Origin of the sequence: Aquaspirillum sp. LM1 (assembly GCF_002002905.1) — a bacterium.
In the GTDB taxonomy this organism is placed as follows: domain Bacteria; phylum Pseudomonadota; class Gammaproteobacteria; order Burkholderiales; family Aquaspirillaceae; genus Rivihabitans.
The window spans coordinates 2,441,263-2,463,482 of the sequence record NZ_CP019509.1 but is presented as its reverse complement, the minus strand read 5'-3'; the positions used below and the strand labels follow the sequence as shown (position 1 = coordinate 2,463,482).

The following is a 22,220-nucleotide window of genomic DNA, read 5'->3' as shown; positions in this document are numbered from 1 at the left end:
AAGCAGCAGGCTGTTTCCGATGAGCCGGGAAGGCCTGCCGCACAAGAAGGTCAGGGGGCCGGCTTGCGGGTCAGCGTGGTCAGATCCTTGACGATGCGGCTGGCGTAGGTGGCGGTGTCCAGATCGGTGTAGCGCTGGGCAATCCGGCCCTGTGGATCAATCAGAAAGGTATGCCGGCGGGCAAACTTCAGTACCAGCAGATTGGTCAGCGCGCCATAGCGGCTGGCCACCGTGCCGTCGGGGTCACTCAGCAGCGGGAACGGCAGCAGATATTTCTGGGCAAACTGGGCATGGCTTTCCCGGCTATCCAGGCTGATGCCAACCACTTCTGCCCCCAGCAGCTTGATTTTGACAAAGTCATCGCGAAAACTGCATGCCTGCTCGGTGCACCCCTGTGTCTGGTCTTTCGGATAAAAATACAGCACCAGCCAGCGACCACGAAATTCCTGCAGGTCGCGGCTGACCCCATGCTGGTCGGCCAGCCGGAAGCCGGGGGCGTATTCGCCCAGCGCCGGGGCGGCTGCCCAGACCGGCCAGGCCAGCGTACACAGCCCCAGGCACAGCAGCCAGCGGGATATCACCTTAACCCTGTTCATCAATCAGCACCTCCATGCCCACCGGTGCCCGTTGGTACAGGTCGATGACGGCATCACTTGTCATGCGCACACAGCCCAGCGACGTGGGCGCACCCATCTGAACATGCCCGCCTGCTCCATGGATATAGATATAGCGGGCATAACTGTCTACCAAAGCGCCATCGTCACGGTTGCCCTGGTTCAGGCCTGGTTCCTGGCCACATAGCCACAGAATCCGGGTCAATATCCAGTCTTTGTTGGGATATTCGGCGTGGAGTTCCGGGGTATATTTCCACGGAGTGACTTCGCGCCGGAAAATAATGGTATCTGCTGGAGCCTGATCGCCAATTTTCTCGCAAATTCGGTGCCAGCCACGCGGCGTCTGGTAGCTGTTCTGCACTTCGCCTACCCCGCGCCTGGCAGTGGAAACCGGATAACGCTGAATCAGCACGCCAGCTTCATCAAACACGCTGAGCGTCTGCGAGCGCACGCCCACCTTGATCCACGGCGCACCTGGCGTGCGCGGATTGGGCCAGGCTGGGTGCAGCGTGGTTTGCTGCTGTCCAGACAGCCAGTGTGCCCAATCTGTCTCTGCGGGGGCAGGTTCGCTGGCAGCCAGGGCAACATGGCTCAGGCCAGCCAGCGTCAGCCATAACAGAATACGGGGCAGCGTCATGTCGGCTCCTCACCCTGTTCAATAATATTCACCGGCATGCCGGGATAGACCTGATCAAACAGCGCAATCACATCGTCGTTATGCATGCGGATGCAGCCATGCGAGCCGGGAACACCCAGTGCGACGGCATCCGGGGTGCCATGGATATAGATATAGCGGCGCATGGTGTCCACTTCCCCCAGGCGGTTACGTCCCGGCTCACAGCCGGACAGCCATAAAATCCGGCTGAGAATCCAGTCACGTTGCGGCTGCGCGGCCCAGGCTTCTGCCGTGCAGCACTCGCCCGTCCAGCGCCGGCCCACAAACACTGCCGCGCGTGGGGCGTGTGCGCCGATCTTGGCGCGGATGATATGCCGGCCACGCGGCGTCTGATAACTGCCGCGCTGCTCGCCAGCCCCTCGTTCGGCAGAAGAAATCGGATAGCGGCTGAGCACATGGCCCTGCTCATCACTCAGCGTCAGCTGCTGGCGGTCAAGTTCAATCAGAATGGGCATGTTCTGGGCTCGGAAAGGCGTGGCCGGCGCGGCGGGCGCGAAAAAAGCCGGACAACAGCGCGCCGGCATTATCGGCCAGAATGCCGGCGTACACCTGGGTGTGATGGTTAAGCCGGGGATGGGCAAACAGGTCGATCACGCTGCCAGCGGCACCGGTTTTGGGGTCGGCAGCCGCGTACACCAGCCGGGCTATCCGCGCGTGCTGGATGGCTCCGGCGCACATTGGGCATGGTTCCAGGGTGACATACAGGCTGCAGCCATCCAGCCGGTAGTTGCCCAGCCGCTGTGCTGCATCGCGCAGCGCCAGCATCTCGGCGTGAGCGCTGGGGTCGTGGCGGCCAATCGGCTGGTTAAAGCCCTGGCCAACCATCTGGCCATCGCGCACCACCAGCGCCCCGACCGGCACTTCGCCCTGCTGCGCCGCCTGGCTGGCCAGCAGCAGGGCCTGGCGCATCCAATGCTCGGCATCGGCCTGGTCGAGTGGGGGCGGCGGCAGCGGGGCGGTGTGCGCCGCCTGCCACAGCCGGGCGCGGGTGTCGGCATCCAGTGCGCTGCCATGGCAGCCGACAATACAGCCATGCAAGGCCCACAGCAGGGTGCGCGCCACGGTGTGGCCATGGGCTTTAAGCTGCAAAAACACCGCCACTGCGCCCTGGGCGGCCAGATCGGCGTGGCTGTGCACGCCCAGCGCAGCCAGCCGGGCGACGGTTTTGTGCCCCAACCGGTGCAGCGGGTCGGGCGGGGTGTTCATGGCTGCGCTCCGGCAAGGCGGAGCGAGACAGACAAGGCAATCAAAAAAATGTAACAGCGGGACATTTCGCCATTTTAGTCTGCCTGACGCGGTGGGTCACGCGGGATGGTGGATAAGCCTTGGTTTTCGCCTCCAGGCCATCTTCACGCCAGCAACGGCAAGCTTACCCAGAACACACAGCCGCCGTCCGGGTTCGGGTAATGGCCAAATTCGCCGCGATGGTACTCGATAATCGAGCGGCAGATATTCAGGCCAATGCCCATGCCTTCCTGCTTGGTGGTAAAAAATGGGGTGAACAGCTGCTCGGCCACGCTGTCGCTTAAGCCCGGCCCATTGTCGGCCACGGTGATGCGCAGGCGCTTGCCGTCGCGGCGGGCATCCAGCTGCAGGCTGGGGCGCGCGGTGCCGGCGTCGCGCATGGCTTCTACGGCGTTGTTCACCAGATTCAGCAGCACCTGTTCAAGCAGCACCCGGTCGGCATCCAGATACAGCGCTTCGTCGCAGTGGGTGTGCAGATTGACCCGATGCTGGGTGAGCATCGGTCCGGCCAGCATCAGCGTGTGGTTGAGCAGGTCGTCGGCGGCCACGCGGGCCAGTTTGGGTTCGCGCTTTTTCACAAAGGCGCGGATGCCATGAACGATTTCGCCGGCCCGGCGCGCCTGGCGGGTAATTTTGTCCAGCGGGGTGGCCAATTGCACGGCAGGCAGTGCCGGGGTCTGGTCAATCCGGTTGAGACAGCCGGCGGCGTAGCTGGCAATCGCCGCCAGCGGCTGGTTCAGTTCGTGGGCAAGACTGGAAGCCAGTTCGCCCATGGTCATCAGCCGGGCGGTGCTTTGCAGTTTTTCTGCCTGCAGGCGCTCGCGTTCGGCAAAGACCCTGGCTTCGGTGATGTCGGCGTAAATGCCCAGCCAGGCCGGTTCGCCATCCACCCACTCGATACGGCGACGGTGCAGCTGATACCAGCGCGGGCTGCCGTTAAACTGCAGCTCGCAGTCCACCACTTCGGCCAGCGGGCCGATATCGTCGTCGTCCGGCCACGGCAGGACCACGCAAAACGGCGTGTCATCGCTGGCGCGGACCATGTTTTCTTCAAAGGCGCGGTTGGAAAACAGCAGCTGGCGGTCTTCGCAGCGACTGACGCACACGGCGGCATCCAGGCCGTTGAGCACGGTGCGAAAGCGCTGGTGGGCCATGGCAATGGCTTCACGTTTTTTCTTCAGCTCGGTAATGTTGTACATTGATGCCAGCCAGCCGGTTTGCTGGCCTAGGTGGTTGACCAGCGGGGTGGCATACAGCCGCACCCAGAATGGCTCGCCATCGGCGCGCAAGAAGGGCAGTTCAAAACCATGTGGTGGCATCTCACCTGCCAGGGTGGCGTTCAAAAACTGATGCAGTGCGTCCAGGTGTTCGCTGGGCCAGAAGGTATACGGTGGGGTTTGCCCAATCAGCGCGTCGGCCTGGCGGCCAGTCATCTCGCAAAACGCCCGATTGACCCGCACAATGCCGCCGCGCAGGTTCATCACGATCAGGCCGTTTTTCATCGAATCTTCCATTGCTGCGCGCAGCGCCATTTCTTCGCGCAGCATGGACTCCACCTTGTGCCGGTGACGGATATGCTGGCGAATCTTCCACAGGCTGCCGCCCAGCAACACCAGCAGCAGGCCCATCAGCCCGGCCAGCAGTGGAAATGCCAGCCCCAGCCCCAGGTGGTACGCGGTGGCGCGCAGGCGCAGGCCATTGCCTGGCGGAGAAAAGTCGATTTCATGCCACAGGCTGCCAGGGCGCTCGCCCACAGTGAACTTGGCGGCAATCACCTTGCCGCCCAGGTCAACGATGCTGATCTGGTATTTTTGCGCGATCCACCACGGCACTTCGTGGTGCAGCATGCCAGGCAGGCTGTAGGTCAGGCGGATGCTGCCGGCAAAGTGATGCTCCCGGTAAACCGGTGCCTGCATATCCACCCGCGCCTGCTTGTCCAGGCCGTAGTATTTGCTGCTGAATGCCGGCTGACCCTGGCGTCGGGCCACCTCGAAGGCGTCGCGTTCTTCAAAGCTGGCCAGTGGCTGCTGGCGGTGTTCCGGCTGAAACTGGCTGGGGGCCCGTGCTTCGATGCGTCCTTGGGCATTGAGCAGTTCAATGGCCAGGATTTCCGGGTTTTCACGCAGCATCAGTTCGCTGGCGGCCTGAAAGCGGCTATCATCCAGCGTGCCTTCGCCCACCTCACTGGCCATGCGCACCGCCCAGCCCTGATGGTCGGTCAGTTGCATGCGCATGGACTGTTCCAGCCAGAGGATGTCCTGGATCAGTCCGTCGCGGCGTTCGTCCTGCCAGTCAAAAAACACCACATAGAACATCCCGCCCAGCGCCAGGACAAAGGCAATCAGCACCGTGGCCGGCAGCCACAGCAGCCAGCGCGATTGTTCGGCGCGCGGAAAAAAACGTTTGGGAGACACGGCAAGGGCCAGGCAAGGCGCCAATTGCGCCGACAGCGCCATTGTAAGCCTGTTGCGCTGGCCGGATAGGCGGGAAAACCCGCATCACAGTGTGCGGGCAGGGCGTGTGCCGCCCCGCCGCATCAGGCCTTATGGCTGAATTGGGCTGACTTCGCCAGTGCAATGCGGACAACGGCTGGCTTGGGCACGGATGCTGCTCAGGCAGTGCGGGCAGTCGCGCATGGCCGGTGCCGGTGCAGCGGGTTCCGCTGGGGTGTCTTTTTGCAGCTTGTTCAGGGTTTTTACCAGCATGAATACCGAAAACGCCACAATCACAAAGCTGATGATGGCATTCATGAACAAGCCCAGGTTCAGCGTCACTGCGCCAGCCTTTTTGGCCGCTTCCACGGTCAGATACGGGCCATGAACGGCTGCGCCTTCCTTGAGCACGATGAACAGCTGGGCAAAATCGACATTGCCCACCAGCAGGCCCACCGGCGGCATGATCACATCGTCAACCAGCGATTTGACAATGGCACCAAACGCGCCGCCAATCACCACGCCAACAGCCAGATCGAGCACATTGCCGCGCATGGCAAATGCCTTGAATTCCTTGAGCATGAAACGGTCCTGAGAAAGTCAATAAACCCCCATCATGGCGCGACTGCCGCGCGGTTTCAAGCCATACCGGCGGACCGTTGCTGTCATGTGTGTGTGATCTGCGCTGATTACACTTATCCGTTCCGTCCGTATGTAAAGGCCTTGCCATGAAACCCGACGACCTGTCCGCCGTGTGCCTGCCGCCCGCTTCTGCCCTGGCGCAGTCTGCTGCGCAGGCCTGGCATGGCGCGCTGGCCGAGATTCTTGACCAGCAGCGCCTGCACGCGGTGTTTCAGCCGATTGTCGATTTTGCCGGCGCACAAATTCTGGGTTACGAAGGCTTGATTCGCGGGCCATCGGATAGCCCCTTGCATTCGCCGGTCAATTTGTTTGAAGCCGCTGACGCTTGCCGTCAATTACTGGCGCTGGAGCGGGTGTGCCGGCGGGTGACGTTGCACCGCTTTGCCGAACTGAGCCTGTGCGGCACGCTGTTTCTGAATATCAGCCCGGCTACCTTGCTGGACGCGGATTTCCGTCCTGGCGAAACCCTGGGCTGGATGCGGCAGGCCGGCCTGCGCCCGGAGCAGGTGGTGATTGAGCTGACCGAAACCCGCCCGGTGAGCGAATACACTGTGCTGCGCGAAGCCACCGCCCATTACCGGCGCATGGGTTTTCGCATCGCCCTGGACGATCTGGGCGAGGGGTTTTCCAATTTGCGCTTGTGGTCGGAGCTGAAGCCGGATTTTGTCAAACTGGACAAATACTTTACCCAGGCCATCCATCTGGACCCGGCCAAGCAGCAGTTTGTCCGCTCGATTCACGCCATTGCGCTGGCTACCGGCACGCAGGTGATTGCCGAAGGCATTGAAAGCGGCGAGGAGCTGGCCACCTTGCGCCAGCTGGGCATTGGCATGGGTCAGGGGTATTTTATCGAACGCCCGGCCAGCCAGCCGTCGCGGCAGCTGAGCGCGGCGCTGGATGCGCTGCTGCAGGCGGGTTGATCCCGCGCCGTCTGGCCGGGGCAGGAGGGGTCGGTGTTCGGCGTGAGGTGTTTCTAGGCTGGTCGCGTCAAGGTGGAGGTCGCGATTGTCCATGTTTAAACCATAACGGGAAATCCCCCGGCTGTGCCGGGGTGACAGTAAAAGTTTGACGTTTACGGGAGTCCATCGATGAAACTTCCAGAGTGAGCCGCCAAGCACACTCGATAAAGGGAGTTTCACGATGGACGAATTTGAGAGCCTAAGCCACAGTCGGTGGGAGTGCAAATACCATGTGGTGTTCATTCCGAAGTGCCGAAGGAAAGCGTTGTATGCGAGCCTGCGCAAGCACTTGGGAGAGGTGTTCCGACAACTGGCGCAGCGCAAGGAATGCGAGATTCTGGAAGGGCATCTGATGCCGGATCATGTGCATATGCTGATAGCGATCCCGCCAAAGCATGCGGTATCGCAAGTGGTGGGGTACATGAAAGGGAAGAGTGCGATCCACATTGCCCGAGTGTACGGAGAACGCAGGCGGAATTTTGTGGGGCAGAGTTTTTGGGCGAGAAGGTATTTTGTTTCGACAGTGAGTCGGGATGAGGAAATGATCCGAAAGTACATCCGGGATCAGGAAAAAGAGGATGAACGGTTGGAGCAACTGAAGCTGATGTAAGGGATGTGGCGCTGGTGGCGCCAGGAGAAGGCGGGGCCGCGTCAGCGTCCCCGTTCAGCCGCTTTGAGCGGCTCGCACCATGAAGGCCCCCGGCTCTGCCGGGGGATTGTTACTCTGCCTGCCATATTTCTCTCCCGACGTAACGGCATCCTTGCACGCCGGCTTCTGCCGCAAAGCAAAACCCCAAGCCCCCAGCTTTGCTATCATCGCGGTTTTTGGTCTGACCCCTGCGCAGCAGGTCACAGGAACCGTGATTGCCCATGTCTTCTTCTCTTTCTCCAACTGATGATTTTTCTCCCTGGCATATGCACTCGGTGCTGGTGGTGGACGACGAGCCCGGCATGGTCAACTTTTTGCGCCGGGCGCTGGCCGAACGCTGCGGCACGCTGGATAGCGCCGGGGATGTGGCCGGGGCCGAAGCGTTGTTGCAGCGCCAGCACTATGATCTGATTATTCTGGATATTTCGCTGCCGGGCGGGCGTACCGGCACCCAATGGCTGCACCAGCTGCGCGGCGAGGGCTTTGCTGGCGACGTGGTGCTGATGACCGCCTACGCCGACCTGGATACCGCGATTGACGCCCTGCGCGCTGGCGCGGCGGATTTTCTGCTCAAGCCGTTTTCGCTGGCGCAGCTGCTCAATGCGGTCAAGCGCTGCTTTGAGCGCTCGCGCCTGCAGCGGGAAAACTACATCCTGCGTCGCGAAGTGACTGTGCAGGGTGGGCTGGAAGGCGTGGTCGGCCAGTCGGAGGCCATGCGGCTGGTGTGCGAGCGGCTCAAGCGCATTGCCCCCACGCCATCCACCGTGCTGCTGCTGGGCGAATCCGGCACCGGCAAGGAAGTGGCCGCCCGCGCCTTGCACCGGATGGGGCCGCGCGCGCAGGGGCCATTTGTACCAGTCAACTGCGCGGCGATTGCCGCCGAACTGATCGAATCCGAGCTGTTTGGCCATGTCAAAGGCGCGTACTCCGGGGCAACAGGTAGCCGGGAAGGGCTGTTTTACTACGCCAGGGGCGGCACGCTGTTTCTGGATGAAATTGGTGAATTGCCGCTGGCAGCGCAAGCCAAGCTGCTGCGCGCGCTGGAAGAGCGCCGGGTGCGCCCGGTGGGGTCGGAGCAGGAGATTCCGGTCAATGCCCGCGTGGTGGCGGCCACCAACCGCGACCTGGCGCAGGAAGTGGCCGCCGGGCGTTTTCGCCAGGATTTGTACTACCGTTTGCAGGTGATGGAAATCGAACTGCCGGCGCTGCGCGAACGCCCGGAAGATATCCCGGAACTGATCAACCACTTTACCCGCCTGCTGTCTGGCCAGCTGGGCGTGCCGCCGGTGCATCCGGATGCGGCCACCCTGCGCCGGTTGCAGGGTTACGACTGGCCGGGCAATGTGCGTGAGCTGCGCAACCTGATCGAGCGTTCGCTGATTTTTGGCTATTACGACCTCAAGCCCGAGCCGGTCAGTGCGGTGGGCAGTCAGCCGCCCCTGCCCGTGCAGGACACCTCACTGGAGGCGGTGGAAAAACGCCATATCCTGACGGTGCTGGATGCCTGTGGCAGCAATAAATCCGAAGCAGCCCGTCAGTTGGGCGTATCGCGTAAAACCCTGGACCGCAAATGCACCGCCTGGGGGGTATAAAACGGATGAGCGCGCGCGGCTGGCGCGCGCCATCCATCCGGCTGCGCCTGCTGGCGCTGGCGCTGGCACCGCTGGCCATGGTGCTGCCAGTGCTGGTGGGCATTCTGGCCTCGTGGGGCAGTGAATACTTCGACCGGCTGATGGTCACCAAGGTGCGCAGCGATCTGGCCGTGGCGCATGGCTACTTTGACCGGGTGGAGGCCGGCGTGGGCCACGCCGTGCAGGCGCTGGCCGGGTCGGAGCGGCTGGCGCGGGCGCGGCGCGGCGGGCCTAACGCCGCTGCACTGAATGCCCTGCTGGCCGATGCGCGCACCCAGCTGCAGCTGGATTTTTTGAGCTATCTGGACGCCAGCGGCTGCCAGCGCCAGGGCGATACCACATTGTGTCTGGGCCAGTGGCCAGTGGTGCGGGCGGCAATGGGGGGCTTGAGCCGCACCGAGCTGGACGTATTCAACGCCGACACCCTCAGCCAACTGGCCCCCGGCCTGGCGGCGCAGGCCAGCATTGCCCTGCGCCCCACCGCCGATGCGCTGCCCGCCACCCGCACCGGCGAAACCCGTGGCCTGGTGATTCACACCGCCGCACCGGTGCTGGACAGCCAGGGCCGGCTGCAGGGCGTGCTGGCTGGCGGCATCCTGCTTAACCGCAATCTGGATTTTATCGACCATCTGAACACCGTGGTATACCCGCACGAAGCCTTGCCATTTGGTAGCCAGGGCACCGCCACGCTGTTTCTGGAGGATGTGCGGGTGGCCACCAATGTGCGCCTGTTTGCCGGCGAACGGGCCATTGGCACCCGGGTGTCCGCCACCGTCAACGAGGCAGTATTGCAGCGCGGCGGGGTGTGGCTGGACCGGGCGTTTGTGGTGCAGGACTGGTATGTGTCGGGCTATATGCCACTGGTGGACAGCCATCAGCGTCGGGTGGGCATGCTGTACGTGGGGTTTCTGGAAGAACCGCTGGTGCGGGCCAAACGCGCGGCGCTGGGGTTGGTGGTGTCGCTGTTTATTGTGGTGATGGGCGGTGCCAGCCTGCTGGCCGCCTGGTGGGCACGCGGCATTTACCGGCCCATCCAGCAAATGCAGGCCACCATGCGCGCCTGGCGCGCCGGCAACCTGACAGCACGGGTGGGGCCGCTCACACCGGGCGATGAAATGGCCGAACTGGCCCGCCACTTTGACCGCCTGCTTGACCAGTTGCAAACACAAACCGAAGCGCTGCAGCAATGGGGCAACGCGCTGGATGGCGAAGTGGCGCGGCGCACCCAGGATTTGTCCCAGGCGCTGGCCGAGCTGCGTTCGGCCCAGCACCAGTTGATCCGCCAGGAAAAACTGGCCGCCATGGGCCAGCTTACCGCCGGGGTGGCGCATGAAATCAATAACCCGGTGGCGGTGATTCAGGGCAATCTGGACATTCTGGCCGACGTGCTGGGTGCCGAGGGCTGTGAGCCGGTATCTGCCGAAATCCGCCTGATCCGCGAGCAGGTGCACCGCATCCGCATGATTGTGGCCAAGCTGCTGCAATTTGCCCGGCCCACCGACTATGTTGGCTATCTGGAGCCGATTGCCCCGGATACGCTGGTGCAGGACAGCCTGCTGCTGGTGGGCCACCTGCTGCGCCGCACGGCAATTGCCGTCACCCAAAACATGGATTCACAGCGTCGGGTGGTCAGCAACAAGGGCGAACTGCAGCAAGTGCTGATCAACCTGCTGGTCAACGCCATCCAGGCCATGCCCGATGGCGGGGTGTTGGCCATTGCCAGCGAGGACTGGGACGAGGCCGGCATGCCGGTGGGCATCTGCCTGAGCGTGAGCGATACCGGCTCCGGCATTCCACCTGAACATCTGAACAAGCTGTTCGAGCCATTTTTCACCAGCGACAAGATTGGCGGCAATGGCCTGGGCCTGTGGGTGAGCCAGAGCATTGTCGAGCGCTACGGCGGTTATCTGAGCGCGGAAAACCGGGCAGAGGGCGGGAGCCGATTCAGCATCTGGTTGCGGCTGGAGCCGTTGGGGTAGCAGCCCGTACAGAGGGCGCAGCCGCTGGATGGATGCGCCAAAGAGAACGACGGCATGATGGGCCATGCCCCGGTATTCAGAGAATCGGTGATAACGCTGTGGTGACAACGTGAAGATGGCGCTGAATCTGAATCTCCGTGAACAAGGGCAATGCTCACGCGCTAGGTTTGCGTTTGATGCGAAAAAGTGCCGCGCGGGATGAGGCCGTGAGGGTGGAAATGCCAGGGTTATGTCACAGGGGGGCAGCGGCCTGAGTTATTGGTGGCGAATTTACCGCACCGTGAACGAGGCGCAGAAAAGCTTGATTCTGGGTGGCTTCTTAAGCCTGATTAATGCTAGGATGACCCGCTTTTTGTTGTAGGGGCAGGCTGCCCAAGGATGGACAACATGATGCATTGCGTCAGTGTTTGCAGCCTGATTTCTGCTTTTGGCAAGCCATCTTGTGTGGCGCAACGAACGTTCAGCCAGATGAGTAAGCATGCCTCTTGGTTTGATTGGCGTTGGCCGGCAAGCATGTACATTGTTTGAACGGAAGATCATGAAGTTTGATTCACTTGAGTCTTTACGCGGCGTGGCCGCTTTACTGGTGGCGCTGAGCCACTCCAGTTTTTTGTATGGCCAGCAGCATCTGTTTATTTCCAATGCGGGTGTGTTTGTCGATTTCTTTTTTGTGCTGTCTGGTTTTGTTATGGCGTTTGCCTATTTTGACAAGGTACGTCATGGCATGCCATTTACCAAATTTATTCTCTTGCGATTTGGCCGCTTGTACCCGTTACATCTGCTGACTCTGCTGGTGTGGGTGCCGTATGTACTGTTGAAAGGCTATGCGTTTCACCGCTTGCACATGGGTGAGGTCGATCCATTTGTCAAGAACAGTGTGCTGCGTTTTGTTTATAATATTTTCTTGATTAACTCATTGGGTGTCGATACCGATTTGGGCTGGAATGCCCCAGCATGGAGCATCAGCGTCGAATTTTACACATACATTGTATTTTTTGGCTTTATTTTTGTATGTCGTTCAATTTACAAGCCTTTTTTTGCCCTTGCTCTGGCCATGCTGAGCTACGCTGCACTTTTCTATGTCACCCGCGACGACCCACATACCATGCTGTATACCTTCCAATACGGTATCTTCCGTTGCATGGGCGGCTTTTTCCTTGGCGTGTTTGTGTACCACCTGTCGCGAAACACCCAAGTCCAGTGGAGTGTCAAAGTTGCATCAGCGATTGAAATCATTCTGCTGATATGTACCAGCATTTTTGTGTTGTCATCCCATCATAAATTCATGCAGCCGGCGACTTTTGTGCTGTTTGCTGTGATTGTTTATGTGCTCTCGGTGCAAAATATTGGGGTAGTCAGTCGCTTCTTGAAATTGAAGTGGATGGTGCTGCTGGGCACGCTGTCCTATTCTATTTATATGATTCATATGCTGGTTTTTTTATTGGCCGCCAATGTCTGGCAATATGTGCTAAAACTGCCGGTAAGCAGCATGACGGCACGTCATGGTGGTACGCCATTCAAGGTTATTGATACGCCTTTTGCTGATGTAATCAACTTGGGCTTGCTGGCACTGGTCATCTTGATCTCCTATTTTGTGTACCATCACTTTGAGTCTTTTTTCCGGGATTATTTCCGTCGGCTGGCGCAACGCCGTTGACCGGGCCGCGCTGCCCCATCAGTGAGGCGCACGCGACCGCAGTTTGCTGGTCGCTGCGCCGCCACTGACCCTCACACGTCCTCTCATGGCCCAACGCCCGTCCATGCTTTTTGTATACGGTCGTTTTGCCATTTCTGGCTAGCTTCGGTACATTTGGTTTTTCTTAGCCTTGACCTGATGAGCCTGCACCCAGCGTGCGCTGCTCCGGATGCCCATGCTTGCCATCGCCCTGATCCTGCTGCCCGATTTTGCCCTGATCTTGCTGGGCCTGGCCTTGCGTCGCCGTTTTGATTACCCGGCAGCGTTCTGGGGGCATCTGGAGCGGCTGGTGTACTACCTGATGTTTCCTGCCCTGCTGTTTCGCGCGGTGTCGCGCACCGAGCTGGATATTGCGCCGGCGCTGGACATGTTTGCCGTTGGCCTGGGTTTCAGCCTGGTGGGCATCGGGCTGGGGGTGCTGGGGCGCTGGTTGCTCAAACCTGAGCCCAAGGTGTTTGCCAGCTGTGTGCAAACCGCGTTCCGCTTCAATACCTATGTTGGGCTGGCGGTGGTAGACCGTTTGTCCGGGCATGCCGGCATTGCCTCGTTTGCCTTGCTGATCGGGGTGATGGTGCCGTGGGTCAATGCGGTGTCGGTGTGGTTTCTGGCCCGCCACGGCGGGGTGTCGGTATGGCGTGAGCTGGCGCGCAATCCGCTGATTGTGGCCACGCTGGCCGGGTTTGCCGTCAGTGTGTTGGGTGTGCCGCTGCCGGGTGCCGCCAATCACATGCTTGACCTGCTGGCGTCTGCTGCCTTGCCGCTGGGCCTGTTGTCGGTGGGGGCCGGCCTGCGCGCCGATGGCTTGCGTGCTTCGCTGCCGTTGGTGAATTATTTTACCTTCGTCAAGCTGGTGGCGGTGCCGGCGGCTGCCTGGGGGCTGGCGGTGTGGCTGGGGCTGACAGGCTTATATTTGCAGTCAGCGCTGGTGCTGGCGACGCTGCCCACTGCATCGTCGGCGTATATTCTGGCGGTGCGCATGGGCGGCGACGGCAAGACGGTGGCAACAATCATCACGGTGAATATCTTTGCAGCCATGGTGACCTTGCCGCTCTGGCTGGGGCTGGCTTTGTAAACACAATAAAAACCCTGTGCGCAATGCAACAATTGTTCATCAAACCATGATAAGTTAATGTCATCGGTCAGGATAAGACCGACAACAGGGGCAAAGTGCGCAAGCCAGAAGACCCCAATTTCGCAGGCTCAGTTGCTGTGACCGGGGCGTTGATTCCCGGCCAGTGCTACACGACACGCTACCCCCCGATATCCGTGCCGAGCATGGATGGAACCACTAAAAAGAGGAAGATAGGTTATGAGTCAAGACAAGCAAGGTCCTTCGCTCGAGTCGTTTTTTGCCAGCATTTCCGACGCCAACCGGAAGATGATGGAGCAGTTTGTCGGTAATTTGTCCAGCATGAAGCTGCCGAATGGCGAACTGAACCCGTTTGTCAGCATGTGGAGCAACGCGGCCAAGAGCGCCACCCAACTGGTGGAAATGCAAACCAATCTGTACCAGCAGCAGATGAACCTGTGGATGAACTTCCTGGGCCAGAAAGTGCCGGGTGCCGCTCAAGCGGATGCTTCTGACAAGCGTTTTGCCGCAGCAGAATGGAACGAACATCCGTTCTTCAACTTCCTCAAGCAAAACTATCTGCTGACGTCGAAGTGGCTGACCGAAATGGTGGATGGCGTGCCAGTGGATGCGCACCAGAAGGAGCGCATGAGCTTCTTCACCAAGCAATATCTGGACGCACTGAGCCCGACCAACTTTGCCATGACCAACCCGGAAGTGCTCAAGCGCGCCATCGAAACCAAGGGTGAGAGCCTGGTCGAAGGCATGAAGCACATGATGGCCGACATGGAAAAGGGCTATATTTCCATGTCCGACGAGTCCAAGTTTGAAATCGGCAAGAACATTGCCGCCACGCCGGGCTCGGTGATTTTCCGCAATGAACTGATCGAACTGATCCAGTACACCCCCACCACCGAAAAAGTGTACGAGCGTCCGCTGCTGATCATCCCGCCGTGCGTGAACAAGTACTACCTGATGGATCTGGGCCCGGATAATTCCATGGTGCGCCACTTCGTCAGCCAGGGTTACACCGTGTTCCTGGTGTCGTGGAAGTCTGCCGACCGCGAAATGAAGCACTTCACCTGGGACACCTACGTCGAGAAGGGTGCGCTGGCGGCCATCGACACCGTGCGCAAGATCACCAAGCAGGACAAAATCAACGCGCTGGGCTTCTGCATTGGCGGCGTGATCCTGAATACTGCCTTGTGCGTGATGAAGGCCAAGGGCCTGGACTGGCTGGAATCGGCCACCTTCATGACTTCGCTGGTCGATCACACCGATCCGGGCGAAATCCGCATGTACATCGACGAAAACATCATCAAGGCCCGCGAGCCGAAGATGGCTGCCGGCGGGATTGTTTCCGGCAAGGAAATCGGCCAGACCTTCGCCAGTCTGCGCGCCAACGACCTGGTGTGGAACTACGTGGTCAACAACTACCTGCTGGGCAAAACCCCGCCGCCGTTTGACCTCCTGTACTGGAACAACGACTCGGTTGACCTGCCGCTGCCGATGCATACCTTCTTCCTCAAGGAGTTCTACCTGAACAATGCCTTGACCAAGAAGGGGGCCATCACCCTGTGTGGCGTGCCGATCGACGTGTCCACCATCGACCTGCCGCTGTACATCTTTGCCGCCCGCGAAGACCATATCGTGCCGTGGGCCTCGGCTTACGATGGCCTGAAGTACCTGACCGGTGCCAAGGACAAGCGCTATGTGCTGGGGGCTTCCGGCCACATCGCCGGGGCAATTAACCCGGTGACCAAGAACAAGCGCAACTACTGGGTGAACGACGCCCAGCCGGCCACCTCGGCAGAATGGTTTGCCGGTGCCGAATCGCGTCCGGGCAGCTGGTGGCAGGATTGGGACAACTGGCTGGCACCGCGTTCCGGCAACCAGGTGGCTGCACCGAAAACCCCAGGCAACAAGGACTTCAAGTCGCTGTGCGCAGCGCCGGGAACCTTTGTTCACGCCCGTTCCATGCCGCAAACCGCCGCCATGATGGCCTGATAAAAAACCGGTTTGTCACCGCAGGGCCATCCCTGGTGATGGCCCGCTGAAGTCTACCGCGCCAGCGTGCTGCTGGCGCCGACCCCGCAACAGGAGAACTGCAATGCAAGAAGTTGTCATCGTCGCCGCAACCCGTACCGCCATCGGCTCGTTTGGCGGCAGCCTGGCCAAAATCAGCGCCCCGGACCTGGGTGCCATTGTGATCAAGTCCTTGCTGGAAAAAACTGGCGTGGCCCCTGAAGCGGTCAGCGAAGTGATCATGGGTCAGGTGCTGACCGCTGGCGTGGGCCAGAACCCGGCCCGTCAGGCGCTGATCAAGGCCGGCCTGCCGGTGAGCACCCCGGCGTCCACCCTGAACGTGGTGTGTGGCTCCGGCCTGCGCGCCACCCACCTGGCCGCGCAAGCCATTGCCAATGGCGACGCTGAGATCGTGATTGCCGGCGGCCAGGAAAACATGTCGATGTCCCCGCACATCCTGCCGGGCTCGCGCGATGGCTTCCGCATGGGCAATGCCCAGCTGGTGGACACCATGGTGTACGACGGCCTGACCGACGCTTACAACCAGTACCACATGGGCGTGACCGCAGAAAACATTGCCACCAAGTACGACATCAGCCGCGAAGAGCAGGACCAACTGTCGGTGACCTCGCAAAACCGCGCCGAAGCCGCGCAAAAGGCCGGCAAGTTTGCTGACGAAATCACCCCGGTGCTGGTGCCGCAACGCAAGGGCGACCCGATTGCCTTCGTCAACGACGAATTCATCAAGCACGGTGCCACCCTGGAAGGCCTGGGCAAGCTGCGCGCCGCCTTCAAGAAAGACGGCACCGTGACGGCTGGCAACGCTTCCGGCATCAACGATGGTGCTGCTGCCGTGATGATGATGAGCGCTGCCAAGGCCGCCGAGCTGGGGCTGACCCCGCTGGCGCGTGTGGCCGGTTATGCGCTGTCTGGCTGCGCGCCGGAAATCATGGGCATGGGCCCGGTGAGCGCCACCCAGAAAGCCCTGGCCAAGGCTGGCTGGACGGTGGAAGAGCTCGACCTGGTGGAAGCTAACGAAGCGTTTGCCGCCCAGGCGCTGGGTGTGGGCCGCGAGCTGAAGTGGGATCTGGACAAAGTCAACGTCAACGGTGGTGCCATTGCCCTGGGCCACCCGATTGGCGCGTCTGGCTGCCGCGTGCTGGTCACCCTGCTGCATGAAATGCAGCGCCGTGACGCCAAGAAGGGCCTGGCCACGCTGTGCATCGGCGGCGGCATGGGCGTGGCGCTGGCCGTGGAGCGTTAATTCTTAAGCGGCAGCACTTGCTTGAGCATGCGCAGAGAAATGCCTGTTCGCCGGTGGCGACAGGCATTTTTTCGGTATAGTCCCGGCTGCCCTGCACCAATCAAACGCCTGAACCATTGCTGCAATGCGGGACAGCATTTTTTGACAGGATTGGGCAAACAGGCAATCATCGTCAATTCCGATGTATGGCATACTCCAAGCAACTTGCTGGCCGGACGGAGGCTTTCCCCATGAATACGCGCTGTACTGGCTTTTCTCTATGTGTTGCTGCTGAGCTCGAGATGTGGCCGTGTCTCTTTCGCTGACCATCCCCATTCCTGACACTGCCAGTGGAGAGCCTGTTGCTGTGCCCGTGCGTCGCACCATCGAACAAATCATTTCCCCACGCATTTTTTCCTGCCCGCCCGACACTTGTGTGGTAGAAGCCGCCCGGCTGATGCGTGAGGCGGCCTGCGGCTCGCTGCTGGTGATCGACAATACCCGCGCAGTGGGCATCTGGACCGAATCCGACGCCTTGCGGCTGAACTTTGCCGATCCGGCCACCTTCAGCCTGTGCGTGCGCGACGTGATGAGCTGGCCGGTGAAAACCATCTCGGTGGAAACCAGCTTCAACGACGCCGCCGTGCTGTTCAAGCGCCAGGGTGTGCGTCACTATCTGGTGGTGGATGATCAGGGTGGCTATCGCGGCATCCTGTCGCAAAGCGACATCGTGCTGAATCAGGGGGCCGAGTTTTTCCTCAAGCTCAAACACCTCGACACCATTCTCGATCCCGACCACCGTCCGGTACAGGTCACCGCCGATGTGCCGCTGCACGAGGCGATTCAGCGCATGCGCGAGCAGCAGTCCGAAGCGCTGCTGATCCGCTACCCGGACGACGAGTTTGGCATTCTGACCCAGCGCGACGTGGTGCGCCTGCTGGCCGACCGGGTAACCCACCTGGCGGTGGGCGCTGTGGCCAGTCACCCGATCATCAGCGTGCCCAAGCAAACCAGCCTGTACTATGCACGCAAGCTGCTGGCAGAAAAACATATCCGCCATCTGGGCGTGCTTGATCGTGGCGAACTGGTTGGGGTGATCAGTTTTTCCGATATTCTCACCAGCATTGAGCACGAGTATGTCAACGAGCTGCAGTATGCGCTGAGAGAGCGCGACGAGGCGCTGCAGATTTCCCGGCAAAACCTGCGTATGGCCGACAAGGTGTTTGAGTCAACGTTGGAAGGCATCATGATCACCGATGCCAATGGGGTGATCGAGTCGGTCAACCCGGCGTTCACCCGCATCACCGGCTACCGCAAATCCGAAGCGGTGGGGCGCAATGCGCGCCTCCTGTCTTCCGGCAAGCAGCCGCTGGAGTTTTACCGTCACCTGTGGAGCAGTCTGCGCGACAACGGTTTCTGGCAAGGCGAGCTGTGGAACCGTTGCAAAAATGGTACGTTGTTCCACGAATACCTGACCATTACCGGCATCAAGGACGAAACTGGCCAGTATTCGCACTTTGCCGGCATTTTCACCGATATCACCCAGCGCAAGATTGCCGAAGAGCGCCTGCATTTTCTGGCCAACCACGATCCGCTGACCGGCCTGCCTAACCGCACACTGTTCATGGAGCGCCTGTTGCTGGCCACCCAGCGTGCCCAGCGGGAAACCCGCAAGATCGGGCTGATGTTCATCGACCTGGACCGTTTCAAGTACATCAACGACACCATGGGCCATGCTGCTGGCGACAAGCTGCTGACGGTGATTGCCGAACGGCTGAAAAGCAGCCTGCGTGACAGTGACACGGTGGCGCGGCTGGGCGGCGACGAATTCACCGTGATTCTGGAAAGCGTTGCCGACGTGCAGCATGTGGCCAAGGTGGCTAAAAAATTGGTGTCCAAACTCAACGGCATCGTCAAGATTGAGCAGCAGGAAGTGTTTGTCACCGCGTCCATCGGCATTGCCATCTACCCGGAAGACGGCGAAGCGCCGGAAACCCTGCTGATGAATGCCGACACGGCCATGTACCGGGCCAAGGAACGCGGCAAGAACAATTTCCAGTTCTTCACCTCGGACATGAACACTTCCACCATGGAGCGCATGCGGCTGGAAAATAGTCTGCACGCGGCGCTGGCACGGGGAGAGCTGCTGCTGCACTATCAGCCCAAGCTCAAGCTGGCCGATGAAAGCCTGTTTGGCTACGAGGCGCTGATTCGCTGGAACCACCCGCAAATGGGTATGGTGTCGCCGGCGCAGTTCATTCCGATTGCCGAAGATTCCTCGCTGATTGTGCCGATTGGTGACTGGGTGCTGCATACCGCCTGCAGCCAGGCGCGCATCTGGCTGGATCAGGGGCGCCTGCCGGGACGGATGGCGGTGAATATTTCCCACCGCCAGCTTAAACTGAGCAATCTGGTCGAGAGCGTGCACAGCGCGCTGAACCAGAGTGGCCTGCCGGCAGAATGCCTGGAGCTGGAAATCACCGAAAGCATGGCGATGGACACCACCCAGGAAACCCTGGATACCCTGGTGCGCCTGCGCGAGATGGGGGTGCATCTGACCATCGACGACTTTGGCACGGGCTACTCTTCGCTGTCCTACCTGCGCAAGCTGCCCATCGACGGTCTGAAGATCGACCGTTCGTTTGTGGCCGGGCTGGAGCAGGAGCCGGGTGATGCGGCGATTACCCGGGCCATTATCTCGCTGGCCAACAGCCTGAACCTGGCGGTGACCGCCGAGGGGATTGAAGAGCCTTACCAGCTGAATTTCCTGCGTGAGCAGGGCTGCCCGTTTGGTCAGGGCTATTGGTATTGCCGGCCCATGGAGGTAGCCAAGCTGGATGATTGGCTGAGCGCCAAATCGCTGTAATGCGTGCGCGGGCGCGCCATGACGGCCTGATGCGCCGGCTGCCAACAAAAAAGCCATCCGAAGATGGCTTTTTTGTTGGCAAAACACCGGATAATACGCCGCGCGGCGGGAAGCCCGCCGTGCCCTGGCCTGCTTTCAGCAAAACCAGGGCGCGCGGGCCATCTCAGTGATGATGGCCGTGTTCACCGTGGGCGTGGCCGTGGGTGATTTCGTCCGGGCTGGCCGGGCGAACATCGGTCACGGTGGCCACAAAGCGCACGGCCTGGCCGGCCAGCGGATGATTGGCGTCCACCACCACCTTGCCTTCGGCAATTTCGGTGACACGGAACATCAGCACATCGCCGGTTTCCGGATCGTCAGCTTCGAACACCATGCCGACGGCCAGTTCAACGTCGTCCGGGAACACGTCAGCCGATTCCACTCGCACCAGTTCGGCTTCGTAGTCGCCAAATGCGTCGTCCGGTTGCATCAGCACGTCGACCTTGTCGCCGGCTTTCTTCTCGTGGAGGTTTTCTTCCACCAGCGGGAAAATACCGTCGTAGCCGCCGTGCAGGTAGCTGATCGGCTCGTCGGTTTTGTCGACCAGCGTGTTTTCGGAGTCGAACATTTCGTAGTGCAGCGTCACCACGGTATTTTTAACGATTTGCATTGAAGAACCTTCTGTCTGAAGAAAATAGCGGGGTATCCCGCCGAGACAGCGCCCGAATGGGTTGCTGCATGGTTCGCATTGTAAACCATTCAGGAGCGTATCGCTTTGCGGTGCGAAGACAACTTGATTTCACGCCCTATTGAAGTGCTTGGTGGTATGGATGCAGAAACCTTTCTGCGCGACTACTGGCAAAAAGCCCCATTGTTGATCCGTCAGGCCATTCCGGATGTCGGCAAGCCAGTGGATCTGGAGTGGCTCAGCGAGCTGGCCAGTCGCGATGATGTTGAATCACGGCTGGTGGAATACCGTCAGGGGCAATGGAAAGTCGAACATGGCCCGCTGTCCAGCCGCCGGCTGGCCCGACTGCCGGAAAGTGACTGGACCATTCTGGTACAGAGCGTAAACCAGCACCTGCCCCATATTGCCGACATTTTGTGGCGATTTGATTTTCTGCCTTACGCCCGGCTGGACGATCTGATGATCAGCTATGCACCACCAGGGGGCACGGTCGGGCCACATTTTGACTCGTACGACGTGTTCCTGCTGCAGGTAGGCGGGCGCAAGCGCTGGCAGATTTCCGGCCAGGACGATGTGTCGCTGGTAGACGGCGCGCCGCTGAAAATCCTGCAGCATTTTGATGCCGACCAGACCTGGGAGCTGGGCCATGGCGACATGCTCTACCTGCCGCCCAAGTACGCCCACTATGGTGTGGCGCTGGAGCCAGGCATGACTTACTCGATCGGTTTTCGCGCGCCCACCTGTCAGGAAATGGTCACCCAGTTTCTGGTGTACCTGCAGGACCGGCTGTGCTGCGAAGGCATGTACAGCGACCCTGACCGTCAGCCCACCGACGCACCGGGCCGGATCGGCGCGGACATGATGGATCAGGTCAGCGAAATGTTGCAGGCCATTCAATGGGATAAGTCCACGGTTGCCGATTTTCTGGGTCACTATCTGACCGAGCCCAAAGCCCATGTGTTTTATGATGCGCCGGATGAGCCTCTGGACGAGGACGCGTTTGCCCAGGCGCTGGCCGAGCAGGGCGTCTGGCTGGATTTGAAGAGCCAGATCCTGTTTACCGAGCAGCAGGTGTACACCAATGGTGAAATCCAGGAAATCGACGCCGCTGACCGCGCTGACTGGGAAACCCTGGCCAATCGGCGCCGCCTGCCTGCCGGCCAGTATTCGGAAAGTTTGACCGAAGCGCTGTACGAGGGCTATCTGAACGGCTTCTGGCACGTGCACTGAACTGTTGCATGTATGCGACAGGAAATGTTGCGGCGCATCAATATGCTTTCCCTGAAGCGCAAGATGTGACTTAATAGACCCATGGCAGTGCACAGCGCTTTGTGGTGTGCGCCTGGGATGTGCATAAGATAAAAGTCTTGCTTTTTTCGACTTGCATCTTTTCCGAGCTTTTTTTCGTGCTACAATCTTGCAGTCAGTTGGGGTTGTCATTTGTTGACCTTTCCACCCCGACACGCTTTGTCCAACGCTACTTTTATTCGAAGGTACTGATAATGAAACAATCGCTCCTCGTCGCTGCCCTGCTGGCCGTTGCTCTGTCCGCTTGCGGCAAAAAAGAAGAAGCTGCCCCGGCACCGGCACCGGCTCCGGAAGCTGCTGCACCGGCTGCTCCGGCTGCTGCTCCGGCCGCTCCGGAAGCTGCTGCACCGGCCGCTCCGGCTGCTGCACCGGCTGACGCTGCTGCCCCGGCTGCCGCTCCGGCTGCCCCGGCTGAAGAAAAGAAGCAGTAATTCCTGCTTCGCTCTTCGCGAAAAAAGCCGACCGCGAGGTCGGCTTTTTTATTGCCTGGCGGAGACGCCCCGCCTGACCGGCAAAAAA

At 60.3% G+C, this 22,220-nt stretch carries 19 protein-coding genes; 12 read left to right on the top strand and 7 right to left on the bottom strand.

Annotation, left to right across the window (positions count from 1 at the left end; genetic code table 11):
- Window positions 1–50 precede the first annotated feature (50 nt).
- From BXU06_RS10575 to mscL, 6 genes are all read right to left on the bottom strand, one after another.
- The gene (locus BXU06_RS10575) at window positions 51–596 is read right to left on the bottom strand and encodes a peroxiredoxin (protein ID WP_077299359.1); all 546 of its coding nucleotides are present in this window, start codon (window positions 594–596) and stop codon (window positions 51–53) included.
- Window positions 583–1,251: a L,D-transpeptidase gene (locus tag BXU06_RS10570; RefSeq protein ID WP_077299357.1), complete on the bottom strand. Its 669-nt coding sequence runs from the start codon at window positions 1,249–1,251 to the stop codon at window positions 583–585. Before BXU06_RS10570 ends, BXU06_RS10575 begins: the two co-directional genes overlap by 14 nt.
- Window positions 1,248–1,745 (bottom strand): L,D-transpeptidase, encoded by a 498-nt coding sequence (locus BXU06_RS10565; protein WP_077299355.1) that lies wholly within the window; start codon window positions 1,743–1,745, stop codon window positions 1,248–1,250. Before BXU06_RS10565 ends, BXU06_RS10570 begins: the two co-directional genes overlap by 4 nt.
- Window positions 1,729–2,496 carry a tRNA adenosine(34) deaminase TadA gene (tadA, locus tag BXU06_RS10560; protein WP_077299353.1) on the bottom strand — a complete coding sequence of 256 codons (768 nt, stop codon included), beginning with the start codon at window positions 2,494–2,496 and terminating at the stop codon, window positions 1,729–1,731. The genes BXU06_RS10565 and tadA overlap by 17 nt, the downstream gene beginning before the upstream one ends.
- A 143-nt stretch (window positions 2,497–2,639) precedes the next feature.
- The gene (locus BXU06_RS10555) at window positions 2,640–4,949 is read right to left on the bottom strand and encodes a PAS domain-containing sensor histidine kinase (protein WP_171982190.1); all 2,310 of its coding nucleotides are present in this window, start codon (window positions 4,947–4,949) and stop codon (window positions 2,640–2,642) included.
- A 129-nt stretch (window positions 4,950–5,078) separates the two neighbouring features.
- A complete protein-coding gene (gene mscL / locus BXU06_RS10550; RefSeq protein WP_077299349.1) occupies window positions 5,079–5,549 on the bottom strand; it encodes a large-conductance mechanosensitive channel protein MscL in 471 nt (156 codons plus the stop codon).
- A gap of 146 nt (window positions 5,550–5,695) precedes the next feature.
- Here mscL and BXU06_RS10545 point away from each other — a divergent pair, with 146 nt between their 5' ends.
- From BXU06_RS10545 to BXU06_RS10505, 10 genes are all read left to right on the top strand, one after another.
- On the top strand, window positions 5,696–6,529 hold the full coding sequence (locus BXU06_RS10545) for an EAL domain-containing protein (RefSeq protein ID WP_077299347.1): 834 nt from the start codon (window positions 5,696–5,698) through the stop codon (window positions 6,527–6,529).
- A 220-nt stretch (window positions 6,530–6,749) separates the two neighbouring features.
- Window positions 6,750–7,178, top strand: coding sequence for an IS200/IS605 family transposase (gene tnpA / locus BXU06_RS10540; RefSeq protein WP_077299345.1), 429 nt, complete (start codon window positions 6,750–6,752; stop codon window positions 7,176–7,178).
- Between the two features lie 79 nt (window positions 7,179–7,257).
- On the top strand, window positions 7,258–7,464 hold the full coding sequence (locus BXU06_RS17715) for a hypothetical protein (protein WP_171982189.1): 207 nt from the start codon (window positions 7,258–7,260) through the stop codon (window positions 7,462–7,464).
- Window positions 7,439–8,809, top strand: coding sequence for a sigma-54 dependent transcriptional regulator (locus BXU06_RS10535; protein ID WP_077299343.1), 1,371 nt, complete (start codon window positions 7,439–7,441; stop codon window positions 8,807–8,809). Before BXU06_RS17715 ends, BXU06_RS10535 begins: the two co-directional genes overlap by 26 nt.
- Window positions 8,810–8,814: 5 nt before the next feature.
- On the top strand, window positions 8,815–10,827 hold the full coding sequence (locus tag BXU06_RS10530) for a cache domain-containing protein (RefSeq protein WP_077299341.1): 2,013 nt from the start codon (window positions 8,815–8,817) through the stop codon (window positions 10,825–10,827).
- A gap of 478 nt (window positions 10,828–11,305) precedes the next feature.
- Window positions 11,306–12,484 (top strand): acyltransferase, encoded by a 1,179-nt coding sequence (locus tag BXU06_RS10525; protein ID WP_077299339.1) that lies wholly within the window; start codon window positions 11,306–11,308, stop codon window positions 12,482–12,484.
- Window positions 12,485–12,698: 214 nt separating this feature from the next.
- Window positions 12,699–13,595 (top strand): AEC family transporter, encoded by an 897-nt coding sequence (locus tag BXU06_RS10520; protein ID WP_077299337.1) that lies wholly within the window; start codon window positions 12,699–12,701, stop codon window positions 13,593–13,595.
- Between the two features lie 237 nt (window positions 13,596–13,832).
- Window positions 13,833–15,599 carry an alpha/beta hydrolase gene (locus BXU06_RS10515; RefSeq protein WP_077299335.1) on the top strand — a complete coding sequence of 589 codons (1,767 nt, stop codon included), beginning with the start codon at window positions 13,833–13,835 and terminating at the stop codon, window positions 15,597–15,599.
- A gap of 103 nt (window positions 15,600–15,702) precedes the next feature.
- Complete coding sequence (locus BXU06_RS10510) at window positions 15,703–16,881, top strand: acetyl-CoA C-acetyltransferase (RefSeq protein ID WP_077299333.1); 1,179 nt, start codon at window positions 15,703–15,705, stop codon at window positions 16,879–16,881.
- Between the two features lie 289 nt (window positions 16,882–17,170).
- On the top strand, window positions 17,171–19,726 hold the full coding sequence (locus BXU06_RS10505) for an EAL domain-containing protein (RefSeq protein WP_253189446.1): 2,556 nt from the start codon (window positions 17,171–17,173) through the stop codon (window positions 19,724–19,726).
- 163 nt (window positions 19,727–19,889) lie between these two features.
- On the opposite strand, the gene BXU06_RS10500 is transcribed toward BXU06_RS10505, so the two are convergent.
- Window positions 19,890–20,375: a peptidylprolyl isomerase gene (locus BXU06_RS10500; RefSeq protein WP_077299331.1), complete on the bottom strand. Its 486-nt coding sequence runs from the start codon at window positions 20,373–20,375 to the stop codon at window positions 19,890–19,892.
- A gap of 123 nt (window positions 20,376–20,498) precedes the next feature.
- Between BXU06_RS10500 and BXU06_RS10495 the strand changes: the two genes are divergently transcribed.
- Together BXU06_RS10495 and BXU06_RS10490 are read left to right on the top strand one after the other, a co-directional pair.
- On the top strand, window positions 20,499–21,623 hold the full coding sequence (locus tag BXU06_RS10495) for a cupin domain-containing protein (RefSeq protein WP_253189445.1): 1,125 nt from the start codon (window positions 20,499–20,501) through the stop codon (window positions 21,621–21,623).
- Window positions 21,624–21,895: 272 nt separating this feature from the next.
- Entirely contained in the window at window positions 21,896–22,132 is a 237-nt protein-coding gene (locus BXU06_RS10490) for a hypothetical protein (RefSeq protein ID WP_077299327.1), read from the top strand.
- Window positions 22,133–22,220: the final 88 nt, after the last annotated feature.